22 protein-coding genes are annotated in these 24,292 nt (G+C 71.5%); 12 read left to right on the plus strand and 10 right to left on the minus strand.

The window, feature by feature from the left end; translation table 11 throughout:
* Positions 1-86 precede the first annotated feature (86 nt).
* The gene (locus tag ACFWYW_RS05000) at positions 87-1,316 is read left to right on the plus strand and encodes a class I SAM-dependent RNA methyltransferase (protein WP_379609748.1); all 1,230 of its coding nucleotides are present in this window, start codon (positions 87-89) and stop codon (positions 1,314-1,316) included.
* Between the two features lie 345 nt (positions 1,317-1,661).
* Complete coding sequence (locus tag ACFWYW_RS05005) at positions 1,662-2,018, plus strand: peptidase inhibitor family I36 protein (RefSeq protein ID WP_379609732.1); 357 nt, start codon at positions 1,662-1,664, stop codon at positions 2,016-2,018.
* Positions 2,019-2,359: 341 nt separating this feature from the next.
* Here the strand turns inward: ACFWYW_RS05005 and ACFWYW_RS05010 are convergent, their stop codons facing one another.
* Genes ACFWYW_RS05010 through ACFWYW_RS05030 form a run of 5 tightly spaced genes read right to left on the minus strand, consistent with a single transcriptional unit; the run spans position 2,360 to position 6,571 of the window.
* On the minus strand, positions 2,360-2,719 hold the full coding sequence (locus ACFWYW_RS05010) for a hypothetical protein (RefSeq protein ID WP_379609733.1): 360 nt from the start codon (positions 2,717-2,719) through the stop codon (positions 2,360-2,362).
* A gap of 7 nt (positions 2,720-2,726) precedes the next feature.
* Positions 2,727-3,326: a response regulator transcription factor gene (locus ACFWYW_RS05015; protein WP_184971824.1), complete on the minus strand. Its 600-nt coding sequence runs from the start codon at positions 3,324-3,326 to the stop codon at positions 2,727-2,729.
* Positions 3,323-4,396: a sensor histidine kinase gene (locus ACFWYW_RS05020; protein WP_379609734.1), complete on the minus strand. Its 1,074-nt coding sequence runs from the start codon at positions 4,394-4,396 to the stop codon at positions 3,323-3,325. The genes ACFWYW_RS05015 and ACFWYW_RS05020 overlap by 4 nt, the downstream gene beginning before the upstream one ends.
* Complete coding sequence (locus ACFWYW_RS05025; RefSeq protein WP_379609735.1) at positions 4,393-5,505, minus strand: sensor histidine kinase; 1,113 nt, start codon at positions 5,503-5,505, stop codon at positions 4,393-4,395. The genes ACFWYW_RS05020 and ACFWYW_RS05025 overlap by 4 nt, the downstream gene beginning before the upstream one ends.
* Before the next feature lie 49 nt (positions 5,506-5,554).
* Positions 5,555-6,571: a hypothetical protein gene (locus ACFWYW_RS05030; protein ID WP_379609736.1), complete on the minus strand. Its 1,017-nt coding sequence runs from the start codon at positions 6,569-6,571 to the stop codon at positions 5,555-5,557.
* 90 nt (positions 6,572-6,661) lie between these two features.
* Here ACFWYW_RS05030 and ACFWYW_RS05035 point away from each other — a divergent pair, with 90 nt between their 5' ends.
* The 7 genes from ACFWYW_RS05035 to ACFWYW_RS05065 all read left to right on the plus strand — a co-directional run bounded on the left by ACFWYW_RS05035 (position 6,662) and on the right by ACFWYW_RS05065 (position 15,560).
* A complete protein-coding gene (locus ACFWYW_RS05035; RefSeq protein WP_379609737.1) occupies positions 6,662-7,576 on the plus strand; it encodes an LLM class F420-dependent oxidoreductase in 915 nt (304 codons plus the stop codon).
* A 65-nt stretch (positions 7,577-7,641) separates the two neighbouring features.
* Positions 7,642-9,156: a 3' terminal RNA ribose 2'-O-methyltransferase Hen1 gene (locus tag ACFWYW_RS05040; RefSeq protein WP_379609738.1), complete on the plus strand. Its 1,515-nt coding sequence runs from the start codon at positions 7,642-7,644 to the stop codon at positions 9,154-9,156.
* Positions 9,149-11,620 carry a polynucleotide kinase-phosphatase gene (locus tag ACFWYW_RS05045; protein WP_379609739.1) on the plus strand — a complete coding sequence of 824 codons (2,472 nt, stop codon included), beginning with the start codon at positions 9,149-9,151 and terminating at the stop codon, positions 11,618-11,620. The genes ACFWYW_RS05040 and ACFWYW_RS05045 overlap by 8 nt, the downstream gene beginning before the upstream one ends.
* Before the next feature lie 97 nt (positions 11,621-11,717).
* The gene (locus ACFWYW_RS05050; protein WP_379640910.1) at positions 11,718-13,274 is read left to right on the plus strand and encodes a carboxylesterase/lipase family protein; all 1,557 of its coding nucleotides are present in this window, start codon (positions 11,718-11,720) and stop codon (positions 13,272-13,274) included.
* Between the two features lie 17 nt (positions 13,275-13,291).
* The gene (locus tag ACFWYW_RS05055) at positions 13,292-13,939 is read left to right on the plus strand and encodes a response regulator (protein ID WP_379613945.1); all 648 of its coding nucleotides are present in this window, start codon (positions 13,292-13,294) and stop codon (positions 13,937-13,939) included.
* A complete protein-coding gene (locus tag ACFWYW_RS05060) occupies positions 13,936-15,075 on the plus strand; it encodes a sensor histidine kinase (protein ID WP_379613927.1) in 1,140 nt (379 codons plus the stop codon). The genes ACFWYW_RS05055 and ACFWYW_RS05060 overlap by 4 nt, the downstream gene beginning before the upstream one ends.
* 32 nt (positions 15,076-15,107) lie before the next feature.
* On the plus strand, positions 15,108-15,560 hold the full coding sequence (locus ACFWYW_RS05065; RefSeq protein ID WP_379613925.1) for a GNAT family N-acetyltransferase: 453 nt from the start codon (positions 15,108-15,110) through the stop codon (positions 15,558-15,560).
* Positions 15,561-15,628: 68 nt separating this feature from the next.
* Here the strand turns inward: ACFWYW_RS05065 and ACFWYW_RS05070 are convergent, their stop codons facing one another.
* Complete coding sequence (locus ACFWYW_RS05070) at positions 15,629-16,855, minus strand: MFS transporter (RefSeq protein ID WP_379613923.1); 1,227 nt, start codon at positions 16,853-16,855, stop codon at positions 15,629-15,631.
* Between the two features lie 160 nt (positions 16,856-17,015).
* Here ACFWYW_RS05070 and ACFWYW_RS05075 point away from each other — a divergent pair, with 160 nt between their 5' ends.
* Both ACFWYW_RS05075 and mug read left to right on the plus strand, forming a co-directional pair.
* Positions 17,016-18,416, plus strand: coding sequence for a sugar porter family MFS transporter (locus ACFWYW_RS05075; protein ID WP_379613921.1), 1,401 nt, complete (start codon positions 17,016-17,018; stop codon positions 18,414-18,416).
* A 10-nt stretch (positions 18,417-18,426) separates the two neighbouring features.
* Positions 18,427-18,951, plus strand: coding sequence for a G/U mismatch-specific DNA glycosylase (gene mug / locus ACFWYW_RS05080; protein ID WP_379613919.1), 525 nt, complete (start codon positions 18,427-18,429; stop codon positions 18,949-18,951).
* Here the strand turns inward: mug and ACFWYW_RS05085 are convergent.
* The 3 genes from ACFWYW_RS05085 to ACFWYW_RS05095 all read right to left on the minus strand — a co-directional run bounded on the left by ACFWYW_RS05085 (position 18,943) and on the right by ACFWYW_RS05095 (position 20,793).
* A complete protein-coding gene (locus ACFWYW_RS05085; RefSeq protein WP_379613917.1) occupies positions 18,943-19,467 on the minus strand; it encodes a DUF1707 domain-containing protein in 525 nt (174 codons plus the stop codon). The two genes, mug and ACFWYW_RS05085, sit on opposite strands and share 9 nt — an antisense overlap.
* A 5-nt stretch (positions 19,468-19,472) precedes the next feature.
* A complete protein-coding gene (locus ACFWYW_RS05090; protein WP_379613915.1) occupies positions 19,473-20,204 on the minus strand; it encodes a PadR family transcriptional regulator in 732 nt (243 codons plus the stop codon).
* 67 nt (positions 20,205-20,271) lie between these two features.
* On the minus strand, positions 20,272-20,793 hold the full coding sequence (locus tag ACFWYW_RS05095; protein WP_379613913.1) for a CGNR zinc finger domain-containing protein: 522 nt from the start codon (positions 20,791-20,793) through the stop codon (positions 20,272-20,274).
* Between the two features lie 52 nt (positions 20,794-20,845).
* Between ACFWYW_RS05095 and ACFWYW_RS05100 the strand changes: the two genes are divergently transcribed.
* Positions 20,846-22,099, plus strand: a complete 1,254-nt coding sequence (locus tag ACFWYW_RS05100) for an MFS transporter (RefSeq protein WP_379613911.1) — start codon at positions 20,846-20,848, stop codon at positions 22,097-22,099.
* 94 nt (positions 22,100-22,193) lie between these two features.
* Here the strand turns inward: ACFWYW_RS05100 and ACFWYW_RS05105 are convergent, their stop codons facing one another.
* Positions 22,194-24,131: a ricin-type beta-trefoil lectin domain protein gene (locus tag ACFWYW_RS05105; RefSeq protein ID WP_379613909.1), complete on the minus strand. Its 1,938-nt coding sequence runs from the start codon at positions 24,129-24,131 to the stop codon at positions 22,194-22,196.
* Positions 24,132-24,292: the final 161 nt, after the last annotated feature.

Below are 24,292 nucleotides of genomic sequence, written 5' to 3' on the forward strand. Positions count from 1 at the left end.
CTACATAGCGTAGTTAAGGTGGTGCTCGGTGGAGTCGGCCGGGTGAGGGCCTAGGCTGTACTGCTGTGGAACAGGCAACTCTCGAGCTGACGGTAGGCCCGGTCGCGCATGGCGGCTGGTGCGTGGCACGCCATGAGGGGCGGGTGGTGTTCGTACGCCACGCACTGCCCGGAGAGCGAGTCCGTGCCCGGGTCACCGAGGAGACGACCCGGTTCCTGCGCGCCGACGCCGTCGAGATCCTCCAGGCCTCGCCCGACCGGGTCGTGCCGCCGTGCCCGTACGCCGGTCCCGGCCGGTGCGGTGGGTGCGACTGGCAGCACGTCACGCTGGAGGCCCAGCGGGCCATGAAGGCCGACGTGGTCGCCGAGCAACTGCGCCGCCTGGCCGGGATCGAGCGCGAGATCGTGGTGGAGGAGGTTCCTGGGGCCAAGGACGGGCTCGGGTGGCGTACGCGCGTCCAGTTCGCCGCCACGCCCGGCGGCGAGCTCGGCTTCCGCCACCACCGCTCCCACGACATCGAGGTCGTCGACGCCTGCCTCATCGCCCACCCCGAGGTGGAGGCGGTGGGCGCCGAGGCGCACAACTGGAAGGGCGCCGCCGGGGTGGAGGTCATCGCGTCGTCGAGCGGCGAGCGCAACGTCGTCATCGCGCCCCGCCCGCGCCGCACCGTCGCCGTCCCCGACCTGGAGGCGCCCGCCTCCATCCTCGTCAACCAGGGCAAGGGTCGCAGCGACGCCCGCCACGGCTCCGGCAACCTCCACGAGCGGGCGGACGACCGCGAGTTCCGGGTGACGGGCAGCGGCTTCTGGCAGGTGCACCCCGGCGCCGCGGAGACCCTCCTGGACGCCGTCCTCACCTACGGCCAGCCCGAACCCGGCGAATGGGCGCTGGACCTGTACTGCGGCGTGGGCCTGTTCGCCGCCGCGCTGGCCGAGCGGGTGGGCGACGAGGGCGCCGTCTTCGGCCTCGAATCGGAGGCCGCCGCCGTCCGCGACGCCCGCGCCAACCTGCGCGACCTCCCCCAGGCCAGGGTGGAGAGAGGCCGGGTGGAGGAGGCCCTGGACCGCTTCCAGATCGAACGCGCCGACCTGGTGGTCGTCGACCCGCCCCGTTCGGGCCTGGGCCGCGAGGTGGTGGACCGCATCGCCTCGCTGGAGGCGGCCAGGATCGTCTACGTCTCCTGCGACCCGGCGACCCTGGCCCGCGACCTGGCCTGGCTGGACGAACGCGGCTACCCCCTCACCGACCTGCGCGCCTTCGACGCCTTCCCGATGACCCACCACGTGGAGTGCGTGGCCCTGCTGGTCAAGGCCTAGAAAGAGGCTTTGACCAGCAGGTACGCAACAACACTCAACCCCGGCGTCGACCCGGGCCGTGGGGGTTCCTGTGGGCCGGCGACCATCACGGACCAGCTGGATACAGGAACAGCTCTGCCCATCACCTGGGCAGAGCGACTGCAGACGCCCAGGCGGCCGGGAGCCCCACTCTGGCCGTCTCGGGGGCGGGGCCATAGGTCGGGGCGGACCCCTTGACGATTGTTCACCATTGATTGATTAGCGTTGCGGACCCGAATCCAATCAATCGTCCAACGGTAGACCTTGGGAGTCAGCAACTGTCAGGGGGGGCGGCAAAGGCTGCCCTCGTTCCACAAGGGAGTGTGCATGCGCAAGATCATGCTCGTCGCGGCTGCGGCCGTGATCGCGGTGAGTGCAACCGGCGCCCTGCCCGCGCAGGCGTCGGCCAAGGCAGCCCTCGATTGCCCGAGTGGAAGTTTCTGCCTCTACGATGGCAACGGTGTCAGGTTCTATTCCGTGCCTCTGATCTGCGCGTTCGTCAACATCGGAGCCCAAGGTCTAGGCGACCGTGCCCGCGCGGCCAGGAACAACACCACGGTCCCGGTCAATCTCGCGAACTGGAACGGGAGCGCCTGGGTACACATCACCCAGGTGCCTAGGAACGGCGGCGAGAGCTTCCTCCCGGCGCCCCCGACCACGGACGGCGTTCATTACATCTGCTAGTCAGCAAGGCATTCGAGACCACACGCGCCGCGCGTAGGTCCCGGCAAGAGCCCGTCCCCTCCGTGCGGCACCGGGGACGGGCTTCCTACGGCGCATCGCCGCCCTGACCGGCGATCGACACGACTACGTCGAAGGATCCAGGCCAGAAGGGGGCGCTGACGACGCATGAGTGACGCACGATCATGAAGCGGCAGGAGATCGACCGGAGCAGGCTCAAGGTCACGAGCCGCCGGCAGATCGCCCAGCTACGGGCCCAGCGAGCCCACCAGCGGCAATGGCGAAAAACTCAGAACCTTGTCCGGCTGGGCAGGAAGATTCACTTCATCGTGCTGACGGCGCTGCTAGCCGCCATGGTGATCGCGCTGGTGCTCGGGCTGGGAGGGGTGTTCGAGAACCCGCCGTAGCCGGAATCCGTCGGAGCCGGGTGGCTCGATCGGCACGCGGCGCCATGTGATGATCAGCGATCGCAGCCCGGCCGCGGCGGTCATGCCCGCGGCCAAGAAGCCAGCGACGGCCCAGGGCATGGGCCGTTCTCCGGTGATCCATGCCGCCGTCACATAGAGGGAGAAGAACGCCGCCCCGGAGGCGACAAGTGTCACGAGGGGGTGGTGCGTGAGCTGCCGATGCCACCAGGCGAACGCCCTGGCCGGAGGCCGCAGCGCCGTCGCGATCGCCACGAGGACCTTCTCGATCGCCGTCATGCCAGGGCTACAGCCAGCCCATGCGCTGGGCGGTGCGGATGGCCTCCAGGCGGTTCTGGGCGTTGAGTTTGGTCATGGCGCTGGACAGGTAGTTGCGGACGGTGCCTTCTGTCAGGTGGAGTTCGGTGGCGATACGGGAGATGGGGGCGCCGTCGCCGGCCAGGCGCAGGGCGTCGCGTTCGCGTTCGGTCAGCGGGCTGTCGCCGGCGGCCATCGCGGCGGCGGCCAGTTCGGCGTCGAGGTAGCGGCCGCCGGCCATCACCTTGCGGATGGCCATCGCCAGCTCTTCGGCGGAGGCGTCCTTGCCCAGGAATCCGCTGACTCCGGCGGCCATCGCGCGGCGCAGGTAGCCGGGGCGGCCCAGGCTGGTCAGGATGACGATCTTGCACTGGTCGCTGATCTGCTCGGCGGCGGTCAGGCCGTCCATGCCGGGCATCTCGATGTCGAGGACGGCCACGTCGGGGTTGTGGGCCCGGACCGCGGGGACCACCTCGTCGCCGCGGCCGACCTGGGCGACGACCTCGATGCCGTCCTCAAGGTCGAGCAGGGCGGCGAGGGCGCCGCGGATCAGGTGCTCGTCGTCGGCGAGCAGTACGCGCGTGGTCATACCGCGGCCCGCAGCAGGTAGACGCCGTCGGCGGCGCCGGCGCTCAGCGTGCCGCCCGCCGCGCTCAACCGCTGGGACAGGCCGCGCAGCCCGCCGGGCTCGCCGGCGTCCGCCGAGATCCCGTCGTTGGACATCTCCAGCACCCCATTCTTGATCGTGATCGTGCACCGCTGGGCGGTGCTGTGCTTGAGGATGTTGGTGGCACCCTCGCGTACCACCGCGGCCAGCAGCGTGCGGGCCTCGGCGGGCAGGTCGCCGGTGTCGTCGGTGTCGATCGCGCAGTGCACGTCCGCCGCCTCCAGCACGGCGCGCACGCTCGCGAGCACCTCGCCGAGGTCGAGCGCCCGATAGTTCTGTACGGCGGTGCGAACCTCCCGCAACGACCGCCTGGCCAGGTCCCGTACCTCGAACATCTCCGCCGCCGCCCGCTCGGGGTCGGCGCCCAGCGTGGTCTCGGCCCGCCCGACCCCGGCGGCGATGTCGGCGAGGCTCTGCCCGAGCAGGTCGTTGAGGTCGCGGGCGAAGCGCAGCCGTTCCTCCGACACGGCCAGCGCCGCCTTGGCCTCCTGGCCTTCGTGGGCCTCCTGGGCGATCCGCCAGATCCGGACGTTGGCCAGCGTGCCGCCGGTCACGATCACCAGCAGGACCAGCAGGATGCCCAGGGCCGGGAGACCGCCGAGAACGGCCACGAACACGCCGGTCAGGGCGGCGACGACGGCGGCCGTGGTCCAGAAGACGCGTCTGCTCAGGAACGGCGACGCGATCGCCAGCCACACCGGCACCAGCCAGAACATGGTGAAGGCGGTGAACACGAGCGCGATGACGGCGGTGACCGCCAGAAGCAGGGTCGGCCGCCGCCCGCCGCGGGTCGCGATGCGCAAGGGCCGGGTGGACAGGGCGTAGAAGACCACGAGCACGACGAGGAAGGCGATGATCGCGGGCTTGGGCGCCCAGTTCTCCTCCAAGGCGAGGCCGAGCTGGGCGAGGCTGAGGAAGGCGGTCAGGTTGATGAAGTCGCAGGAGTACAGGACCAGCCACCGGATCCTGTCGAGCTTGCTGGCCCGGATCATGCCGGCACCGCCGCGCGCAGGAGGAACTCGTCCGAGCCCGTGGCCGAGGCGGAGAACGTGCCGCCGGCGGCGGTCAGCCGTTCCGACAGGCCGCGCAGGCCGCTGCCGGTCATGCGCTGGGGTCCCTTCACGCCGTTGTTGCGGATCTCCAGCACGCCCCGGTCGATGGTGATGGAGCAGCGCGTGGCCGTACTGTGCTTGAGGATGTTGGTGGCGCCCTCGCGTACCGCCCACGCGAGCAGCGAGCGGGCGGCGGGTGACAGGTCGTCGGTGCCGGCCTCGATCGTGCAGCGGGCGCCGGCGGCCTCCAGGGCGGCGCGTACGGTGGCCAGTTCGCGAGACAGGTCGAGCGAGCGGTAGCCCTCGACGGCGGCCTGGACCTCGGCGAGCGCGCCCCCGGCCAGCTCGCGGACCTGGGCCATCTCGCCCGCGGCGCGGCCGGTGTCCTTGGCCGACAGCTTCGCCGCCAGCTCGCTCTTGAGGCTGATCACCGACAGGCTGTGGCCGAGCAGGTCGTGCAGGTCGCGGGCGAAGCGCAGCCGTTCCTCGGCGACGGCCAGGCGGGACTTGGCGGTCTGGCTCTCGTGCGCCTCCCTGATCGTGCGCCCGAGCCACACCCACAGCCACATGGCCAGCGGGGTCAGCACCAGGGTGACCGCCTCGCCCAGCACGGCCAAGGGCACGGAGATCTGGGCGACGAGGATGGTTACGGGGATGGTGATGGCGGCCAGGGCCGTACCGACGGCGACGCTCACCCGCCACGGGAAGTGGATCGCCACGCCGGCCAGCCACAGACCGGCGACGATCTCCCAGGTGCTGACACCGAGCCCCGGCGGGATGAGCGCGACCGCGGCCAGCATGGCCACCCCCGAGACGACCAGCAGGACGGTGGGCCTGGGCTTGTCGTCGTAGGCGGCGCGCAGGATGAACGGGAAGAGGGCGAACTGCGTCAGCAGGAGCGCGATGACCAGCAGCGCGTGTCCAGCGGAGATCGTGCGGTTGCCGACGAGGCCGAGCAGCATGAAGACGAAGGCGACCGCGATGAACGCGATCATGCCGTCCATCCAGTAGAGCAGCACTTTCCTGGCCAGCTCCGGCCGGGCCGCCATCAAACGCTCCTCCTCCGGCAAATACCCCCTGACCGGAGAATCCTACTGTTCACGCACGGGTGCGCCAGAGGATTCGGGACACGGCCTGCGGTGGGGCGGCTCCGCGCAGCGACAGCCAGGCCAGCTCGTAGCGGGCGGCGAACGTCGTCAGCTTGCGCGCGTCGATCTCGCCGAGGTCGCCGGGGCCGCGCAGGACCGAGGTGAGCGCTAGGCTTCGCCACGCCTGGGCGGGGTCGGTGATCCCCAGCGTCCGCGTGACCTGCCCATGAGCCGCCCGTACGGCTTCCGCCACCCGCCGCATCCGGCCCTCGGGCGCGTCACGGGGCTCGATGGCGGCCAGCAGGTTCACCGTGGAGATCCGGGCACCGGCGTCGTGGGTGAGCTTGAGCAGCGCCGCGTCGCGTTCTGACAGCCCGCCGGGCCCCAGCGGGAAGGTGAAGGTGAGGTGCAGCGGCCGCTCCTGCTGCAGCGCGCGCAGCGCTCTGGCCCGGCGCAGCACCACGTCGGCGTTGGCGCTGTCGCGGATCTCGAAGTCGGCGAAGCGGGCGTCGAACGCGCTCACCACCCGGCGGTAGGCGGCGGTCAGTGAGGTGGTGCCGTCGCAGGCGTCGGCCAGTTCCCTGCCCGCGGGACCGCCGAAGGACAGGCCGGCGTCGGCGCCGCCGGCGCGCAGCTTGCCGATGCGGTTGGCGACCGGGTTGCTGCCGGGGTCGAGCTTGCCGCCCCACTTGGGCACGCAGCCGTCGCCGCCGGAGACCACGTGGCCGAGCGCGTACCAGCGCACGCCGGTGCGGCGGCTGTGGTCGGGCAGGTCGAACTCGGGCGTGCGGGCGGTGTCGACGAACGCCAGGAACGCGCTGGGCGCCTCGGCGGCTAAAGGCCGCGGGGTGGCGGTGACCGTCGGCGACGGGGGCTTGACGGGGGCGGCCACCGGGGTCTCGGGGGTGGCCTGGGCCGGGAGCAGCCATACGGCCACGCCGGTGGCGGCGGCCAGAGCCAGGGCCGCCGCCATCACGATGGAGCGCGGGGGAGTGCCCGGCTCTCTGTTGCGCCGGCTGTTCGGCATAAGCGACCCTTCGTGGCTGGGCAGCTACCGAAAGTGAAACTAGCAAGGGTACACGCGGGCGCGGGGCCGTTCTCCGGATTTAATGGGCCTATGAAGTTGAGGATCTTCACCGAACCGCAGGAAGGCGCCTCCTACGACGAGCTGCTGGCCGTCGCGCGGGCCACCGAGCGGCTGGGGTTCGACGCGTTCTTCCGTTCCGACCACTATCAGCGCATCGGCCAGGGTGACCCGGGCAGCGGCTCCACCGACGCCTGGATCACCCTGGCGGGGCTGGCCAGGGAGACCTCCCGCATCCGGCTCGGCACCCTGGTCTCGCCCGCGACCTTCCGCCTGCCTGGCCCGCTGGCGATCAGCGTCGCCCAGGTCGACCAGATGAGCGGCGGCCGGGTCGAGCTCGGCTTCGGCACCGGCTGGTACGAGAACGAGCACACCTCCTACGGCATCCCGTTCCCGCCGGTCGGGGAGCGTTTCGACCGGTTCGAGGAGCAGCTGCGCATCGTCACCGGCCTGTGGAGCGCCGAGGGCCCCTACTCCTTCGACGGCGCCCATTACCAGCTCAAGGACTCGCCCGCGCTGCCCAAGCCGGCGCAGCGCCCGCACCCGCCGATCATCATCGGCGGCTTCGGCGCCAAGCGCACGCCCCGCCTCGCGGCGAAGTACGCCGACGAGTTCAACGTGCCCTTCCGCACCGTGGACGAGAGCGGCACCCACTTCGACACGGTACGGCAGGCCGCCGACGCGGCCGGTCGCACGGTGCGCATGTCGGTGGCCCAGACCGTCTGCGTGGCCGCCGACCAGGCCGGGCTGGAGCGCCGGGCCGGGGCGATCGGCACCGACCTGGCCCAGCTGCGCGCCAACGGCCTGGCCGGGACGCCGGCCGAGGTGCTGGGCAAACTGGAGCAGTTCTCCAAGGTGGGCGCCGAGCGCGTGTACCTGCAGGTCATGGATCTGACCGACCTCGACCACCTGGAGCTGATCGCCGCCGAGATCCTGCCCCACGTGTGAAGCAGCCGCGGGCGGGCGGCGATTTTGATTGGCGCCGCCCGTACCGGATAAGTCAGACTTCCGGAGTGCTACTGACGATCTCGACCACCGCCGAGCCGGCCACTGACCTGGGCTTCCTGCTGCACAAGCACCCCGACCGGGTGCAGGAGTTCCGTCAATCGACGGGAACGGCGACGGTCTTCTATCCAGAAGCGGACGAGCGACGATGCACCGTGGCCCTGCTGCTGGAAGTGGACCCGGTGGCGCTGGTCAGGTCGAGCGGCAAGAGCTCGCCCGACTTCAGCCTGTCGCAGTACGTCAACGACCGGCCGTACGCCGCCTCGTCGCTGATGGCGGTGGCGCTGGCGGACGTGTTCAGGACGGCGCGGGCCGGGCGGTGCAAGGCACGGCCCGAGCTGCCGGGGACGCCGCTGCCGCTGGAGATCGCGCTGGTCTGCAGGGGTGGGGCGGATCTGGCCCGCGGGGTGTTCGAGCCGCTCGGGTGGGCGGTGGAGGCGCAGGCCGTACCGCTGGACGAGGGGTTTCCCGAGTGGGGCGACTCGCGGTACGTGCGGTTGACGCTGCGCGGGACGCTGCGGCTGGCCGACGCGCTCAACCAGCTGTACGTGCTGCTGCCGGTGCTCGACGACGCCAAGCACTACTGGGTCGCGCCCGACGAGGTGGACAAGCTGCTGCGGGCCGGTGAGGGATGGCTGCGCGAGCACCCGCTGCGCGGCGTGATCGCCCGCCGGTACCTGGGGCGGCGCTGGACGCTGGCCCGCTCGGCGCTGGCCCGGCTGGCCGAGCTCGGCGACGAGACCGAGGAGCAACTGGAGCCCGCGGTGTCGGAGGAGGCCGCGCCGGACGAGACCGCAGCGGACGAGGCGGTGGCGGCCGAGACCGAAGAGGCCCTGGCCGAGACGCCGGAGACACAGGAGACACAGGAGACACAGGAGACACAGGAGACGCGGGCGGAGTCCGGCGAGCCGGGGAAGGCGAAGGCGCGGCCGCTCAACGTGCTGCGCCGTGAGGCGGTCCTGGCGACCCTGGAGGAGCTGGGCGCCACCAGCGTGATCGACCTCGGCTGCGGCCAGGGCGAGCTGGTCGGCGCGCTGCTGGCCAGGCCGCGGTTCGCCCGTGTCGCCGGCACGGACGTCTCGCCGCTGGCGCTGGCCATCGCCGCCCGCAAGCTGCGCCTGGAGCGCATGTCCGACAGCAAGCGGGCCAGGCTCACCCTGTTCCAGGGCGCGCTGACCTACACCGACAAGCGCTTCGCGGGCTACGACGCCGCGGTGCTCATGGAGGTCGTCGAGCACGTCGACCCGCCCAGGCTCGCCGCGCTCGAGCGGGTGGTGTTCGGCGCGGCCAAGCCGCAGCACGTGCTCGTGACCACGCCGAACGTCGAGTACAACGTGCGCTACGAGTTCCTGGACGGATTGCGCCACCGCGACCACCGCTTCGAGTGGACGCGGGCGGAGTTCGCCGCCTGGTGCGCGAGCGTGTGCGAGCGGTTCGGCTACACCGTCGGCATCAGGCCGGTCGGCGAGGAGGACCCCGAGCTGGGGCCCTCGACTCAGATGGGGGTTTTCACTCGTGGTTAGCGTTCCCGAGCTGTCTCTCGTGGTGCTGGTGGGGGTCTCGGGCAGCGGGAAGTCGACGTTCGCCGCCAAGCACTTCAAGCGGACGCAGATCATCTCCTCCGACTTCTGCCGCGGCCTGGTCTCCGACGACGAGAACGACCAGAGCTCCACCCCCGCCGCCTTCGACCTGCTCCACCACATCGTGGGCGTACGGCTCAGCCGCGGCCTGTTCACCGTGGTCGACGCCACCAACGTGCAGTACCAGGCCCGCAAGAGCCTCATCGAGCTGGCCAGGCGGCATGACGTGCTGGCCGACGCCGTCGTCCTCGACGTACCCGAGGAGGTGGCGATCGCGCGCAACGAGACGCGGCCCGACCGCGACTTCGGCCCCGGCGTCGTCATCCGGCAGCGCAAGGACCTGCGCCGCTCGCTCGGCAAGATCAACAAGGACGGCTTCAGGAAGGTCCACGTGCTGCGCGGCCTCGACGAGATCGAGAACGCGCAGGTCACCTACGAGAAGGCGTGGAGCGACCTGCGGCACCTGCGCGGGCCGTTCGACATCATCGGCGACGTGCACGGCTGCCGCGCGGAGCTGGAGCGGCTGCTGGCCGAGCTCGGCTGGCAGGGTACGCACCACCCGGAGGGCCGCACCGCGGTCTTCGTCGGCGACCTGGTCGACCGCGGCCCCGACACGCCCGGCGTGCTGCGCATCGTCATGGACATGGTCGAGGCGGGCACCGCCATCTGCGTCGCCGGCAACCACGAGCAGAAGCTCGTCCGCGCGATGAACGGCCGCAAGGTCCGCGTCGCGCACGGCCTGCAGGAGTCGCTCGACCAGCTCGCCGCGAGCGACCCGGCCTTCGTCGAGCGGGCGCGGACGTTCATGGACGGCCTGCTCAGCCACTACGTCCTCGACGACGGCAAGCTCGTCGTGGCGCACGCCGGCCTCAAGGAGGCCTACCACATGCGCGCCTCCGGGCGCGTGCGCGCGTTCGCGCTCTACGGCGACACCACGGGCGAGACCGACGAGTACGGCCTGCCCGTGCGCTACCCGTGGGCCGAGGAGTACCGGGGCCGGGCCATGGTCGTCTACGGCCACACCCCGACCGTCAAGCCGGAGTGGGTCAACAACACGATCTGCCTCGACACCGGCGCCGTGTTCGGCGGCGAGCTGACCGCGCTGCGCTACCCCTCGCGCGAGCTCGTCTCCGTGCCCGCCGAGCAGGTCTGGTACGCCCCGGTCAAGCCGCTCGGCGGCTACACCCGCGACCCGGGCCAGCTCGACATCAACGACGTCCAGGGCACCCGTTACGTCGAGACGCGCTTCGGCCCGCGGGTCAAGGTGTTCGACACCAACGCCGCCGCGGCGCTGGAGGTCATGAGCCGCTTCGCGGTGGACCCGCGCTGGCTGATCTACCTGCCGCCGACCATGGCGCCGCCGGAGACCTCCCAGCTCGACGGCTACCTGGAGCACCCGGCGCAGGCGTTCGAGGAGTTCGCCGCCGCCGGGGTCACCGAGGTGGTGTGCGAGGAGAAGCACATGGGCTCGCGGGCGGTGGCCGTACTGGCGAGGACGCCCGAGGCCGCGGCGGCGCGCTTCGGCGTGACGGACGGCAGCGCGGGGGAGATCTTCACGCGCACCGGGCGGCGCTTCTTCGACGACACCGCGCCGCTGGTGGAGCGGCTGCGCGCGGCCGTGGCGCCGCTGTGGGACGAGCTCGGCGCCGACTGGGTGGTGCTCGACTGCGAGCTGCTGCCGTGGTCGGCGAAGGCGGGCGAGCTGATCAGGTCGCAGTACGCCTCCGTCGGCGCGGCGGCGCGCACGGCGCTGCCCATGGCCACCTCGGTCCTGGAGGCGGCGGCCGGGCGCGGCCTGGATGTGAGCGATCTGCTGGACCGCACCCGGCGCCGCCAGGACAACGCCGCTCGCTTCCGCGAGGCTTATGCGCGCTACTGCTGGCCCGTGGACGGCCTGGAGGGGGTACGGCTGGCGCCGTTCCAGATCCTGGCCTGCGGGGACGGGCAGAGCGGCCGCAACACCGCGCTGGAGCCGCACGCGTGGCACCTGTCCGCGCTGGGCCGCCTGGACTCCGAGCTGATCACGCCGACCAGGCACGTGTTCGTGTCGCTCGACTCGGACGACTCGCGGGCTGCGGCGACGGCCTGGTGGGAGTCGCTGACGGCGGCCGGGGGCGAGGGCATGGTGGTCAAGCCCGCCGCGTACACGCCAGGACGGGTGCAGCCCGGCGTCAAGGTGCGCGGGCGGGAGTACCTGCGCATCATCTACGGCCCCGACTACACCGAGGCGCTGGAGGTGCTGCGCCGGCGCTTCCTCGGCAAGAAGAGATCGCTGGCCCTGCGCGAGCACGCGCTGGGTCTGGAGGCGCTGTCGCGGCTGGCCGAGGGCGAGGCGATGTGGCGCGTGCACGAGCCCGTCTTCGCCGTGCTGGCGATGGAGACCGAGCCCGTGGACCCGCGCCTCTGACAACTTCCGGTCGCCGGGTCGCAACTTCCGCGGGTGCCGGGGGCCGTGGCGCCGATCGTACGGTGGCGGTCCCAACGGCGTTCGGAAGGAAGTCGTCATGAGATCGTCCCTGCTCGCGGGGCTCTGCCTGCTCCTCGTCTCGGGGGCCGCGCACGCCGCGGTCCCCGAGACCACCACCGTGGTCGAACTGGACTCCGGCCGGATCCGCGGCCAGACCGAAGCCGCGGTCACCACCTTCAGCGGCATCCGGTACGCGCGTGCCCCCGTCGGCCCGCTGCGCTGGAAGGAACCCGTCAGGCCCGAGCCGTGGACGGGCGTGGCCGACGCCACCAAGCCGGGCGAGCAGTGCACGCAGGCGGAGGCGGGCAAGCGGGTCGGCGCGGAGGACTGCCTGTTCGTCAACGTCACCGTCCCGGCCAAGCGCACGGGCAAGCGGCTGCCGGTGATGGTGTGGCTCCACGGGGGCGGCTTCACCACCGGCTCCGGCGCCGACTACGACGCCCGCCGCCTGGCCGCCAAGGGCGGCGTCATGGTGGTGACGGTCAACTACCGGCTCGGCGCGTTCGGCTACCTCGGCCTGCCCGGCCTGTCCGGCTCCGGCACCTTCGGCCTGGCCGACCAGCTGGAGGCGCTGCGCTGGACCAAGCGCAACGCCGCGGCCTTCGGCGGCGACGCGGGCAACGTGACGGTGTTCGGGGAGTCGGCCGGCGGGATGAGCACCTGCGCCCTGCTCACCTCCCCGGCCATGCGCGGGCTGGCCGACCGGGCGATCATCCAGTCCGGCTCCTGCATGCTGGAGTGGGTCAGCGGCACGTACCTGCCGATCCCCGGCATGCCGTCCTTCACGCCCTATGTCCCGCTGAAGGCCAACCACGCCACGGGCCTTGAGGCGGCGAAGAAACTGGGCTGCCCGGCGGGCCGCGAACTGGAGTGCCTGCGGGCCAAGCCCGCCGATGCGCTGATGCCGGTCAACGAGAGCTTCTCCAGCAGTCTCGCGTACGGCACGCCGCTGCTGCCCCGCGAACCCGCCGAGGCGCTGCGCCAGGGCAGGTTCCTGAAGATCCCGGTGCTGTCCGGCGGCACCAGGGACGAGGGCAACGGCTTCGTATCCGGCGCCGCCCAGGCCGGATTCCCTGTGACGGCGGAGAACTACCCGCGGCTCATGAAGGGCGCCTTCGGCACGCACGCCGAGGCCGCGATGAGGAAGTACCCGCTGTCGGCCTACCGGAGCCCGGCCCTGGCCTGGGCCACCGTGGCCAGTGACCGGGCCTGGGCCTGCCCGACGCTCTGGGCGGACCGGGAGATGGCCGAGCACACCCGGGTCTACGCCTACGAGTTCGCCGACGAGAAGGCGCCCAACATCGGGCGGGTGCCGGCCGGCTTCCCGCCGGGCGCGCAGCATGCCAGTGAGCTGCCGTACCTGTTCGACCTGGGCGGGCAGCCCTGGGACGACCTCACCGCCGGGCAGTGGCGCCTGGCCGACCAGATGATCGACGCCTGGACCTCCTTCGCCCGCACCGGCCGGCCGTACGGCTGGCCCGCCTTCACCGGCGGGCGCGCCGTCAGTCTCAAACCGGCCGAGCAGGGCGGCATCGGACCCGTCGACCTGGACCGGGCGCACCAGTGCGGGTTCTGGAGCGGGACACTGAGGTGATGACAGACTCGGCAGGCATGATCAGGGTGCTGCTCGTCGACGACGACCCGATGGTCCGCGGCCACCTGCGGACCATCCTCGGCTCCAGCCCGGAGATCGAGGTCGTGGGGGAGGCGCGCGACGGGGCGGAGGCGGTCGAGGAGGTCCTGCGGGGGCGGCCCGACGTGGTGCTCATGGACCTGCGGATGCCCGGCGTCGACGGCGTCACGGCCACCGGGGAGATCGCCGCGCTGGCCGGCCCGCCCACCGTGATCGCGCTGACCACCTTCGACTCCGACACCCACGTGCGCGCCGCGCTGGCCGCCGGGGCGAGCGGATACCTGGTCAAGACCACGCCCGCCGAGGACCTGCTCAACCTCATCAGAGTCGCCGCCGGCGGGCACGTGGTCATGTCGCCGATCGCCGCGCGCCGCCTGGTGACACAGTCCGCGCGCGGCGAGAGCGCCCGCGCCAGGGTCGAGGAACTGGCCGAGCGCGACCGCGAGGTGCTCGTCTGCCTGGGCGAAGGGCTCACGAACCCGGAGATCGCGCAACGACTGTTCCTGTCGGAGACGACCGTGAAGAGCTACGTCTCGCGGCTGCTGACCAAGCTCGGCCTCACCCACCGCACCCAGGCCGCGCTGCTGGCCCACCGGGCGGGGCTGCTGCCGGGTGACCCGCCGTGACCAGGCCCGACCTCACCGCGGGCGACCGCCGTACCGTGGTGCTGGCCTCGTGGGGCGCGGCCGTCGTGTGCGCGATCACGCAGGTCTTCCTGTTCGCGGGCGGCGGTCAGGTCGCGGAGCTGGTCGTGAACCTCCTGGTCGACGTCTGTCTTCTCGGCGTGGTACGGCTCCCGCGTACCGTCGGCGCGCTCACCCTGGCCGCCACGGCGGCGCTGGCCCTGAGCGCGGGAACCACGCAGGCGTCCGCTCCGCTGGCGGCGCCGCTCGTGGTGTCGTTCCTGGTGTACCTGCTGCCGTGGCGCCAGGCGTTCGCCTTCGCCGCCGCGCTGGCCCTGCTGGCGATCCCGATCTGGGCGCCGGCCTGGACCGCGCTGTACTTCGCCCTGTCGGCCACGGCGCTGCCCGCCGTCGTGGCGCTCTGGCTCAAGACCCGCTACGAGCTGATCGGCTCGCTGCGGCGGCGGGCCGAACTGGCCGACGCCGAACGCCGCCTGCTGGCCGAACGCGCCGAGGTCGCCGAGCGGCGGCGGCTGGCCGCCGAGATGCACGACATCGTCACCCACCACGTCACCGAGATCGTGCTGAACGCCGAGGCGCTGCGCGTCACCGCCCGCGAGGAGTCCGCCCGCACCGCGGCCGACCAGATCCGCCGGGCCGGGGCGCGCACGCTCAACGAACTGCGCGAGCTGATGCAGGTGGTCGCCGGTGACGAACTGCCGGGCAAAAGCGTGGGCGGCCGGCCGCCCGACCACGACACCGGGGGCGACCTGGCGGAGCTGGCCTCGGGCGAGGGGGTCACGCTCGCGGTCTCGGGTGACGCCTCGGCGGTGCCCGCGGTGGTGGCACGGGCGGCGTACCGGGTGGTTCAGGAGTCGCTGACCAACGCCCGCAAGCACGCGCCCGGCGGCGCGGTGACGGTCTCGCTCGCCTACTTTGCCGACCGGGTGGAGGTCGAGGTCCGCAACCAGGCGCCCCTGTCCTCCCCCGCGCCCGAACTGGCCGCGGCCGGTTCCGGGATGGGGCTGACCGGGCTGCGCCGCAGGGTGTCGCTGCTGGGCGGGGAGTTCGCGGCCGAGGGCGACGGTCAGGGTGGTTTCGTGGTGACCGCCACGATCCCCACCGACCAGCGTCCGTGAAATGTCGGTGGCGGGTGCCAGACTCCTGCGGCATGAGCGTAGATGTGCGGCTGCGGGCCGTGGAGCAGGCCGACCTTGAGGTGTTCTTCGAGCAGGAGCACGACGAGGAGGCCAGCGCGCGGGCCAACTTCCCCTCCCGCCCGCGCGAGCGGTTCATGAACCACTGGCGGGCCAACATCCTCGGCGACCCCGACGTGCTGGTCAGGACCGTCACCGTGGACGGCGTGACGGCGGGCAACATCGTGTCCTGGACCGAGGAGAGCCGCCGCTTCCTCGGCTACTGGCTGGGCCGCGAACACTGGGGCAAGGGCGTCGGCACGCGGGCGCTGACCCTCTACCTCCAGGAGGAGAAGGCCCGCCCGCTGCACGCCGACCCGCACAAGGGCAACACCGGTTCGGTGCGGCTGCTGGAGAAGCTCGGCTTCCGGCACGCGGGCACGATCGTCCACGACGGCGAGGAACACTTCATGCTCATCCTCGACTGACCCCTGGACTTCGAGACTCCCGAACTCTCCGGGACCTCTGGACCCGGGAGGTTGACCCTCACTGTGGGTCAGGGGTGGGCGGGGAGGGGTTGGCGGGTGCGCTGGGCGTGGCGGATGGCGGGGCCCAGGGCCAGGCCGGCGGTCAGGAACAAGACGCCCAGGACGAGCCAGCCCGCCGTGCCCCAGCCGATCAGCAGCGTGGTCATGAGCACCGGTCCCAGCATGCGGGCGATCTGCGGGCCCATGCCGAAGAAGCCCTGGTACTGGCCCTGCTTGTCGGCCGGGGCCAGGGCGAAGCCGAGTTCCCAGGCGGCGGCGCCCTGCATCATCTCGCCGAACACCTGGATCAGGGCGGCGCTCACCAGCACCGCCACTGCCGCCCACGGGCCGATGCTGGCGCCGGACACCGCGTACACCAGGCAGGCGGCCAGGAAGACCCAGCCGGATCGGCCCCCCACCCTGGCGGCGCTGGGGAGGTCGGTCACCTGGCGGGCCACCCGTACCTGGAAGATCACCACCGAGAGCATGTTGACCACGAGCAGCGCGGCGGCGACGGGTTTGGGGGCGTCGGTGCGTTCGACGATCCAGAGGGGGAGGCCGAGGCTGAGCAGCGGCATGTTCAGGTACATGATCGCGTTGAGGAAGGTGATCAGCGCGTACGGGCGGTCGCGCAGGACGGCCAGGCGTGGCGCGCGGGTCCCGGCCGGAGCGGCGGGGACCGGGGGCACCTCCGGCAGGCGGCGCAGCATGAGTGCGGCCAGCAGGAAGGCGACGGCGTCCAGGGCGAAGACGGCCAGGTAGGCGGGCGCGGTGTCGAAGGAGAGCGCCAGCCCGCCGATTCCGGCGCCCACCGCGAGCCCGGCGTTCAGCGTCGACTGCAGGTGGGCGCGGACGGCGGTGCGCTCCTCCGGGGGCACCAGGCCGGCGAGCAGCGCCTGCCTGGCTGAAGTCAGTCCGCCCTGGCAGCAGGCGTACAGGCAGGCCACGAGGATGAACAGCGGGTAGGCGCGCACCACCAGGAACGCGCTGAGGGCCAGCGCGGTCGCCACCGCGAGCACGACGGCGGTACGCCGCGGTCCCCACCGGTCGGCCACGTGTCCCAGCGGTACCCCGGCCAGCATGCCGCAGGCCCACGCCACGGTCAGCGCCACGCCGACCTGCGCGGCCGAGAGCCCGACGACCCGGGTGAAGAACAGCGCGGAGGTGGCGTAGAAGGCGCCGTCGCCGAGGGAGTTGGTGAGCTGTGCCAGCGCGAGGGTCCGGGCAGGCCCGGCGGGCGGGACGATCCGTGACATGCAGGTACGTTAATCGCCAGACTTAGCCCGGCATAAGCGCCGCTTTCCCTCTTTCTTATTGGGCCAAATCCGAGGGGTCCGCGCCGCCAAAGTGCCGTAGCTCCCTCTCTTTGCCTAAGTGGAGCCGTTTATTGATCAATCTCCGGGTACGTCCGGAAACATGGCCACACCGCAGTCGCAGCAGGAGAACCTGGGGCACGTCGTCTTCATCACGGCCGCGGCCGCCATCGGCGGCTTCCTGTTCGGCTACGACAGCTCCGTCATCAACGGCGCCGTCACCGGCATCCAGAAACACTTCCAGGTCGGCTCGGTCGAGACCGGCTTCGTGGTGGCGATCGCGCTGCTCGGCTCCGCCATCGGCGCGTGGGTCGGCGGCGGGCTGGCCGACCGGTGGGGCAGGACCCGCACCATGCAGGTCGCCGCGGCGCTGTTCGCGATCAGCTCCATCGGCCAGATGCTGCCGTTCGCGATCTGGGACCTGGCGTTCTGGCGGGTGCTGGCCGGCGTGGCGATCGGCATGGCCTCGGTGCTCGGGCCGACGTACATCGCGGAGGTGGCGCCGCCCGCCTACCGGGGGCGGCTCGGGTCGTTCCAGCAACTGGCGATCGTGCTCGGCATCGCGGTGTCGCAGCTGGTCAACTACGTGCTGGCGCGGGTGGCCGGCGGCGACGTGAACAACCCGCTGTGGGGCCTGCAGGCGTGGCAGTGGATGCTGGGCGCGTGTGTGGTGCCGGCGCTGCTGTACCTGTTGTTCGCCTCCACCATCCCCGAGTCGCCGCGCTACCTGATCGCGGCCGGACGTTCGACGGTGGCGCGGAAGGTGCTGGCCGAGGTCGAGGGCCCGGACATCGACCTGGACGCCCGCGTGGCCGAGATCCAGCACTCGCTGAAGACCGAGGCCCGCCCGACGATGAAGGACCTGCGCGGCCGGGCGCTCGGCCTGCTGCCGATCGTCTGGATCGGCATCATCCTGTCGGTGTTCCAGCAGTTCGTCGGCATCAACGTGATCTTCTACTACTCGTCGGTGCTCTGGCAGTCGGTCGGCATCGACCAGAGCAACTCGCTGCTGATCAGCTTCTCCAGCTCGGTCATCAACATCATCGGCACGTTCATCGCCATCTCGCTGGTCGACCGGATCGGCCGCCGGCCGCTGCTGCTGATCGGCTCGGCGGGCATGGCGATCTCGCTGGGCACGGCGGCGTGGGCGTTCAGCGCGGCCCAGACGGTCGGCGGCGCGGTCACGCTGCCGAACCCGCAGGGCACGATCGCGCTGGTCGCCGCCAACGTGTTCGTGCTGTTCTTCGCCCTGTCCTGGGGCGTGGTGGTCTGGGTGCTGCTGGGGGAGATGTTCCCGAACCGGATCCGCGCCGCCGCCCTCGGCGTCGCCGCCGCGGCCCAGTGGATCGCGAACTGGCTGATCACGGTCTCGTTCCCGGCGCTGTCGGAGTGGAACCTGCCGTTCACCTACGCGATGTACGCCGCGTTCGCCGTCCTGTCCTTCCTCTTCGTCACCAAGTGGGTCAAGGAGACCAAGGGCCGCAAGCTCGAAGACATGGGCTAATCTCGCCGCTGTGATCGACGACGTGCTCGGCCCCCATCTCGACGTGCTCTTCTGCGGCATCAACCCCGGGCTCATGTCGGAGGCCACCGGGCATCACTTCGCCCGGCCGGGCAACCGGTTCTGGCCCGCGCTGCACCTGTCGGGGTTCACGCCGCGCCTGCTGGCGCCGGCCGAGCAGCACCTGCTGCCGTCCTACGGGCTGGGGATCACCAACATCGTGCCCAGAGCGAGCGCGAAGGCCGCAGAGCTGTCGCGGGCCGAGCTCGCGCAGGGGGGTGTACGGCTGGCGGCGCTGCTGAGCGAGCACCGGCCCAGAACGCTGGCCGTGCTCGGGGTGTCGGCCTTTCGCACGGCCTTCGCCGTACCCAAGGCGACGATGGGGGCGCAGGAGCGGAAGATCGCGGACACGCCCGTGTGGGTGCTGCCCAACCCGAGCGGGCTGAACGCGCACTGGACCCTCGACGCGATCGCGGCCGAGCTGCGCAGGCTGAGGGAGTCGCTGGCGCCGGGCGGGGAGCCCGGCGCGTCAGCGTAGGGACCGGCGGATGGCCGCGCGGCGGATGGAACTGAAGATCATCGCGCCGATCGCGAAGAGCAGCACGAACTTCAGTGCCCCGAAGCCGCCCACGATCATGGCGACGATCCCGAACACCACCAGGAACGGCACCATCGGCCCCGGTCCGTGATGGTGGTGGGTGCGGCCCTGGTGCCGCATCTTGTGGCGCATGTCATGCCACTGCCGGTGCGCGTCGTGCATCTGGTGACGCGCCTCGCGCAGTTGGTCACGGTGGGCGCGCATCATGTCGTGGTAGGCGTGCCGGTCGTCCCAGGCTCCCTCCTTGACCGGAGCGGGTGGCGCGTAGCCGTACTCCGAGGAGGGGAGGTCCGCGGTGATCGCGGTCAGGTCGCGTGCGGTGCGGGCGGCCAGCGTGCGGTCGAGTCGCTCGTCGAGCTCCTCATGGTTCAGGCGGCCCTGCGCGAAGTGCTCGCGCAGGGAAGCCATCGTCCGCTCACGCTCGGCATCGCCGATCCGGAGGTCGTGCGCGTCCACTCAGGTCACTCCTCGCCAGGGTCGCCGTCTGCCAGGATCTGGTAGAGCTTGCGGCGCGTCTCCGTGAGCACCTTGCGGGCCTCGCGGATCTGCGCCTCACTGCCAGTCTGCAATACCTGCATCATGGCGAAGGCGGATTGGCGGGCGATATCCCACAAATCTGCGGTGTTGTCGTCAATGTCGGGGCGCATCTCGTCCCACGGGGCGCGTACCTCGTCGGCGTGCTCCTCGATGTAGGCGCGGCCGGCGTCGGTGAGGCGGAAGGTCTTGCGGCCCTCGCTCTCGTCGGCGACGACCAGGCCCTCGTCCGTGAGCTGCTGGAGCGCCGGGTAGACGGCGCCGGGGCTGGGCTTCCAGCCGCCCTCGCTGCGCTCGGCGATCTCCTGGATGATCTGGTAGCCGTTGCGGGGCTCCTCGGCCAGAAGGGCGAGGATGGCGGAACGGACGTCGCCGCGCTTGGCCTTGCGGGGCCGGCCGCCCCAGCCGCCCCAGCCGCCGCGGCCCCCGCTGAAGGGACCGCCCTGGCCCCAGGGGCCGCCGGGACCGAAGCCGAACGGGCCGGGACCGCCGCGCCTGCCGCGGCCTCGGTGCTCGTGCGGACCGCCGCCCCGATGACGGTGGTGGTGCTCGGCGCCCTGCTCGAAGGCCTCGGAGATGTTCCTGATCGCCTCACGGGCGGCGCGCTTGATCTCGTGTGCGTCGGGCCAAGGGCCACCTGACGCTTGTGCGGAAGACATGTCGTGCTCCTATCGTCGAATGCTGTCGATGCTTCAAAGATATATCGACAACCGGTCGATGACAAGCCTACGTCGTCCGCTGCCGTTCCGCGTGCGCGCGCACCTTCGCCCGGTTTCCGCACACCCGCATCGAGCACCATTTCCGGGTACGGCTGCGCGTCCCGTCCCAGAAAACCCAGGCGCAGGCGTGGTTCGGGCACCTCTTCAGCCGCTGCCATTCGCCGGTCGCGGCGGTGTTCGCCCAGGCGGCGGCGATGGCCGCCAGCGGTCCCTCCGCTCGCAGCGGCGCCTCGGCGCGAAGGCTCACCGTCACCGGCAGGTAGTCGAGTACCTCCTCGGCCTTGGCGATGGCCCGCTCGTCCGGCTCCTCGCCGTTGTTGGCGAGCAGCCGTTCCCTGAGCCCCGCCCGCAGCAGCCTGGCCTGCTGGAAGGCGCGCTCGTCCACGCTGCCGGGCAGGCCGTGGGCGGCCAGCCAGCTCCGCAGCCCGCCTGGCTCGGACAGCAGATCGGTGCCCTCTTCGACGTCGATCGTGTTCGCGAACGCCTCGATGAGAAGGGTCGCGGAAGACGGTTCCATCATGCCTTCCATCTAACCACCTAGACGGTTAATATCTAACCTTCTAATGCGATAGGTGGTTGGAATGAGAAACGAAGGCGCCCTGGTCGGGTTCACCGCGGTCACGAACCTGGCCGACGGCATCGGCCGGATCGCCCTGCCGATGGCCGCGGTGGGGCTGACCTCCTCACCGGCGCTGATCACCGGTGTGGGCGTGACGCTGACCCTGCCGTGGCTGCTGGTCTCGCTGCACGCGGGCGTCCTCGCCGACCGCGGCGACCGGCGGCGGCTGGCCGTCGTGGCCAACCTGGTCCGCCTCGGCGCCGTCGGGGTCCTGCTCGCCGCCGCGCTGGCCGGCTGGCTGTCCATTCCCCTCCTGTACGCCACCGGTCTCACGCTGGGCGTCGCCGAGGTGGTCGCCAGCGCGGCGATCGGCGCCCTGGTCCCCGCGGCCGTACCGGCAAGGCGGCTCACCCGCGCCAACGCCTGGATCGCCGGGGCCGAGACGCTGATGAACGAGTTCGCCGGTCCCGCGGTCGGCGGCCTGCTGGTCGGGATCGGCCTGTCGGTGGCGCTCGGCTCGGCGGGAGCCGGCTTCGCGCTGGGCGCCGTCCTGCTCGCGCTGCTCGTGGGCCGCTTCCGCGCCGTGGCGGCGCCCGCGTCCGGCCGGACGTCGGTCCGCGGCGAGATCGGCGAGGGGCTCGCCTTCCTGTGGAACCACCGGCTCCTGCGCACGCTCAACCTGGCCGTCACCGTGCTCGGCGCGAGCTGGGCGGCCTGGCTGGCGCTGCTGCCGATCTACGCGATCCAGGAGCTCCGGCTGGACGCGGCCGGATACGGCCTGCTCATCAGCGCCATCGGCCTTGGCGGCCTGGCCGGGGCCCTGACGGTCGCGCTGATCAACCGGTTGCTGGGCGTGCGCTGGGCCCTGTTCGCCGACCTGGCCGGGACGTTCCTCATGCTGCTCGTCCCGGCCGTGCTGCCCGTGGCGTGGGCGGTGGGCGTCACCGCCTTCGTGGGCGGCATGGGCGGCACGCTGTGGACGGTCAACTCCCGCACGATCGCGCAGCGCGTCGTGCCGGACCGGCTGCTCGGCCGCTACACCGCGGCCGGGCGCATGCTGGGTTACGGGGCGATGCCGGTCGCCTCCCTCGTGGCCGGGCTCGTCGCCCAGTTCGCCGGGGTCCGGGTGGCCTTCGCGGTGTTCGCCGCGTTCGCTCTGGTGATCGTGGTGCCCTTCTTCCGGGCGGTCACCCCGGCCGCACTGGCCGAGAGTGAGACAGATCACGAAAAAGTTGCGGAATCCGGGAACAGCACGGGAAAGACGGCCGTTATCTAGAGCAGACGAGGTCGTTCCGCGTCGGCAGGGCTGGGGGGTGCTGTCGCCGCTGGAAACGACCTCGTCTGCGTTTTCCGTAAGTTTCAGTGGGTTTTCAGTAGATGTCGACGGTCATGAACTTCCACGGGTCGGGCCTGCGGCTCTCGCCCGGGGTCCAGGATCCCGTCCTCTGCAAGGTCACCGGCGTGTTGTCGGCCGAGCCCGCCGCGCCGATCAGCCATGACGGGTCCTTGCGGGAGGCATAGCCCCCGCCGGACAGGTTCCAGCGCATCGAGGCCGAGTACTGGCCGATCGCCGCCGAGCAGTTCGCCACCTGCACCGGCCGGCCCTGGTCCACCGTGCCCCCCTCGACATCGGCGCACAGGCCGGGGTCGGCCAGGTTGTGCAGCTGCCCGGAGACCGTGTTGAACCCCCAGAACTGGTCAGCCCTGCCGTCGCAGGAGTAGAGCAGCAGGTTCGCGCCACTCGCCGGCTTGGTTCCCGGCACGTCCAGGCACTTGCCCGACAGTTTCAGCTGCTGGTAGACGACCGCCGTCTTGGCCTCCCAGGTGAACACCTGGCGCTGGTCGCCGCCGTCGCACGGAGCCAGGACCATTCCGTCGCCGAGGGCGCGGGCCGTACCCGGGAAGGTGGCGCACAGCGACGGCGCTCCGGCCGCGTGCAGGCGCGCGCCGTCGAAGGTCCAGCGCTGCGCCGGGCTCGCGTTGCAGTTCCACACCTGTACGGCGGTGCCGGCCACCAGGTTGCCGCCGTTGATGTCGGCGCACCGGTCCTGCGAGAGCTGGGAGTGGACGGCCTGGGTGGACGGGTCGTACCAGAACGCCTGGTTCCTGGTGGCCTCGCACGGCCAGTTGAGCAGCTTGCGGCCGTTGCGCGAGGAATTGCCCTCCACGTCCACGCAGGTACCGGTCGCCGCATGCCTGAGCTGCTTGAACTCCGGCAGTCCCGCGTACAGCCGCGGGCTCAGCGAGCCGGCCGGGTTCATGCAGGTGGCCGCGTTGGTGCCGGCGTTGAAGAACTGGGTCAGGCAGGCGCCGAACGCCGCGTGCCCGGAGGTGTTCGGGTGGAACGACTGGCGGACCGCGTTCGGGTTGAAGAAGTCGCCGTTGACCGCGTGCAGGCCGGTCACCCAGGTGGTGTCCTGGCAGGGCTCGGTGCCGTGGAAGAGGCGGCTGGCGTCCAGGTAGCGCGCGCCGGCCTGCTGGGCGGCGGCGCGGATGCCCTGCTCGAAGATCGGGACCGCCTTGTTGCGGGCGAAGGCCAGGTCGGACAGGTAGCCGAGGCAGCCGCCGTTGTACCAGCCGGGGAAGTTCGGGTTGTCCTCGACGTCGGGGCTGGCCGGGCCCGGGTAGGACATGGCGACGAGCTGGTAGTCGCCGGGGGCGTACCCGGCCTCGGCCATGATCTGCTTGACGTCGGTCAGCGCCTTGGCCACGCGCGGGACGATGAAGTCGACGCGCTGCTGCCAGGTCGGGTCCTGGTTCGGCCAGCAGTTGCCCTGGAAGAGGATCCGGCGCGTGACGCAGTCGGTCATCGTGGGGCCGAACTCGGGCCCGCCGCCGTCGTTGGCGCCGGCCACCACGGTGATCATCTTGATCCGGGTGTTGCGGGCCTTGATCGACAGGTTCTCGCCCTGGTTGAGCTCCTCGTACTGGTGGGTGCCGCCGATGGTGATGTCGTTGGTCGCGCCGCCGGAGCAGGACAGGTTGTAGGTGACGTCGGCGGGGATCTGCGTGACGTGCACCGCCGCCTTGGTGGAGCGGTGGCACCAGTTGTCGGGGCCGTCGGTGCCGGGCTCGTAGAGGGAGCGGTCTACGGCGCCCTCACCGGAGATCTCGCTGTCGCCGAGTGCGGCGAGGGAGGTCTTGCGCTGGGGCAGCGGGCGGATGGCGTCGTCGCCGTAGAGCTTGATCGCCTCGGCCTTGCGGATGGTCTCCAGGTGGGGCGGGAGGGGGTTGGCGGTGCTTGCCTGGGCTTGGGCCGGTGTGACGAGCACGGTCAGTGCCGCCAGCAGGGCCAGGGGTAAGCGCATTGGGGGGTACCTCCGGCAGTCGTGAGTGATACTCACAAGTAACCCCAAGATTCCGGAAATGTGAACAGGGCTCATGTGAATTGGTCGATGCTCAGTGCTGCGAGCCGGAGTGGGCGGGGCGGGGCGGCTTCGCCGGTTCTGGCGGACTTTCTGGAGCGCCA

This window comes from Nonomuraea sp. NPDC059023 (genome assembly GCF_042740095.1).
In the GTDB taxonomy this organism is placed as follows: Bacteria; Actinomycetota; Actinomycetes; order Streptosporangiales; family Streptosporangiaceae; genus Nonomuraea.

What these genes read in the sequence shown, in the direction of transcription:
- ACFWYW_RS05020 (WP_379609734.1), bottom strand. Translation starts at nt 4,396, where the DNA reads ATGATCCGGGCCAGCAAGCTCGACAGGATCCGGTGGCTGGTCCTGTAC.
- ACFWYW_RS05065 (WP_379613925.1), top strand. Translation starts at nt 15,108, where the DNA reads ATGAGCGTAGATGTGCGGCTGCGGGCCGTGGAGCAGGCCGACCTTGAG.
- ACFWYW_RS05025 (WP_379609735.1), bottom strand. Translation starts at nt 5,505, where the DNA reads ATGGCGGCCCGGCCGGAGCTGGCCAGGAAAGTGCTGCTCTACTGGATG.
- ACFWYW_RS05090 (WP_379613915.1), bottom strand. Translation starts at nt 20,204, where the DNA reads ATGTCTTCCGCACAAGCGTCAGGTGGCCCTTGGCCCGACGCACACGAG.
- ACFWYW_RS05030 (WP_379609736.1), bottom strand. Translation starts at nt 6,571, where the DNA reads ATGCCGAACAGCCGGCGCAACAGAGAGCCGGGCACTCCCCCGCGCTCC.
- ACFWYW_RS05015 (WP_184971824.1), bottom strand. Translation starts at nt 3,326, where the DNA reads ATGACCACGCGCGTACTGCTCGCCGACGACGAGCACCTGATCCGCGGC.
- ACFWYW_RS05105 (WP_379613909.1), bottom strand. Translation starts at nt 24,131, where the DNA reads ATGCGCTTACCCCTGGCCCTGCTGGCGGCACTGACCGTGCTCGTCACA.
- ACFWYW_RS05075 (WP_379613921.1), top strand. Translation starts at nt 17,016, where the DNA reads ATGGCCACACCGCAGTCGCAGCAGGAGAACCTGGGGCACGTCGTCTTC.
- ACFWYW_RS05070 (WP_379613923.1), bottom strand. Translation starts at nt 16,855, where the DNA reads ATGTCACGGATCGTCCCGCCCGCCGGGCCTGCCCGGACCCTCGCGCTG.
- ACFWYW_RS05095 (WP_379613913.1), bottom strand. Translation starts at nt 20,793, where the DNA reads ATGGAAGGCATGATGGAACCGTCTTCCGCGACCCTTCTCATCGAGGCG.
- ACFWYW_RS05005 (WP_379609732.1), top strand. Translation starts at nt 1,662, where the DNA reads ATGCGCAAGATCATGCTCGTCGCGGCTGCGGCCGTGATCGCGGTGAGT.
- ACFWYW_RS05055 (WP_379613945.1), top strand. Translation starts at nt 13,292, where the DNA reads ATGATCAGGGTGCTGCTCGTCGACGACGACCCGATGGTCCGCGGCCAC.
- ACFWYW_RS05010 (WP_379609733.1), bottom strand. Translation starts at nt 2,719, where the DNA reads ATGACGGCGATCGAGAAGGTCCTCGTGGCGATCGCGACGGCGCTGCGG.
- ACFWYW_RS05100 (WP_379613911.1), top strand. Translation starts at nt 20,846, where the DNA reads ATGAGAAACGAAGGCGCCCTGGTCGGGTTCACCGCGGTCACGAACCTG.
- ACFWYW_RS05035 (WP_379609737.1), top strand. Translation starts at nt 6,662, where the DNA reads ATGAAGTTGAGGATCTTCACCGAACCGCAGGAAGGCGCCTCCTACGAC.
- ACFWYW_RS05050 (WP_379640910.1), top strand. Translation starts at nt 11,718, where the DNA reads ATGAGATCGTCCCTGCTCGCGGGGCTCTGCCTGCTCCTCGTCTCGGGG.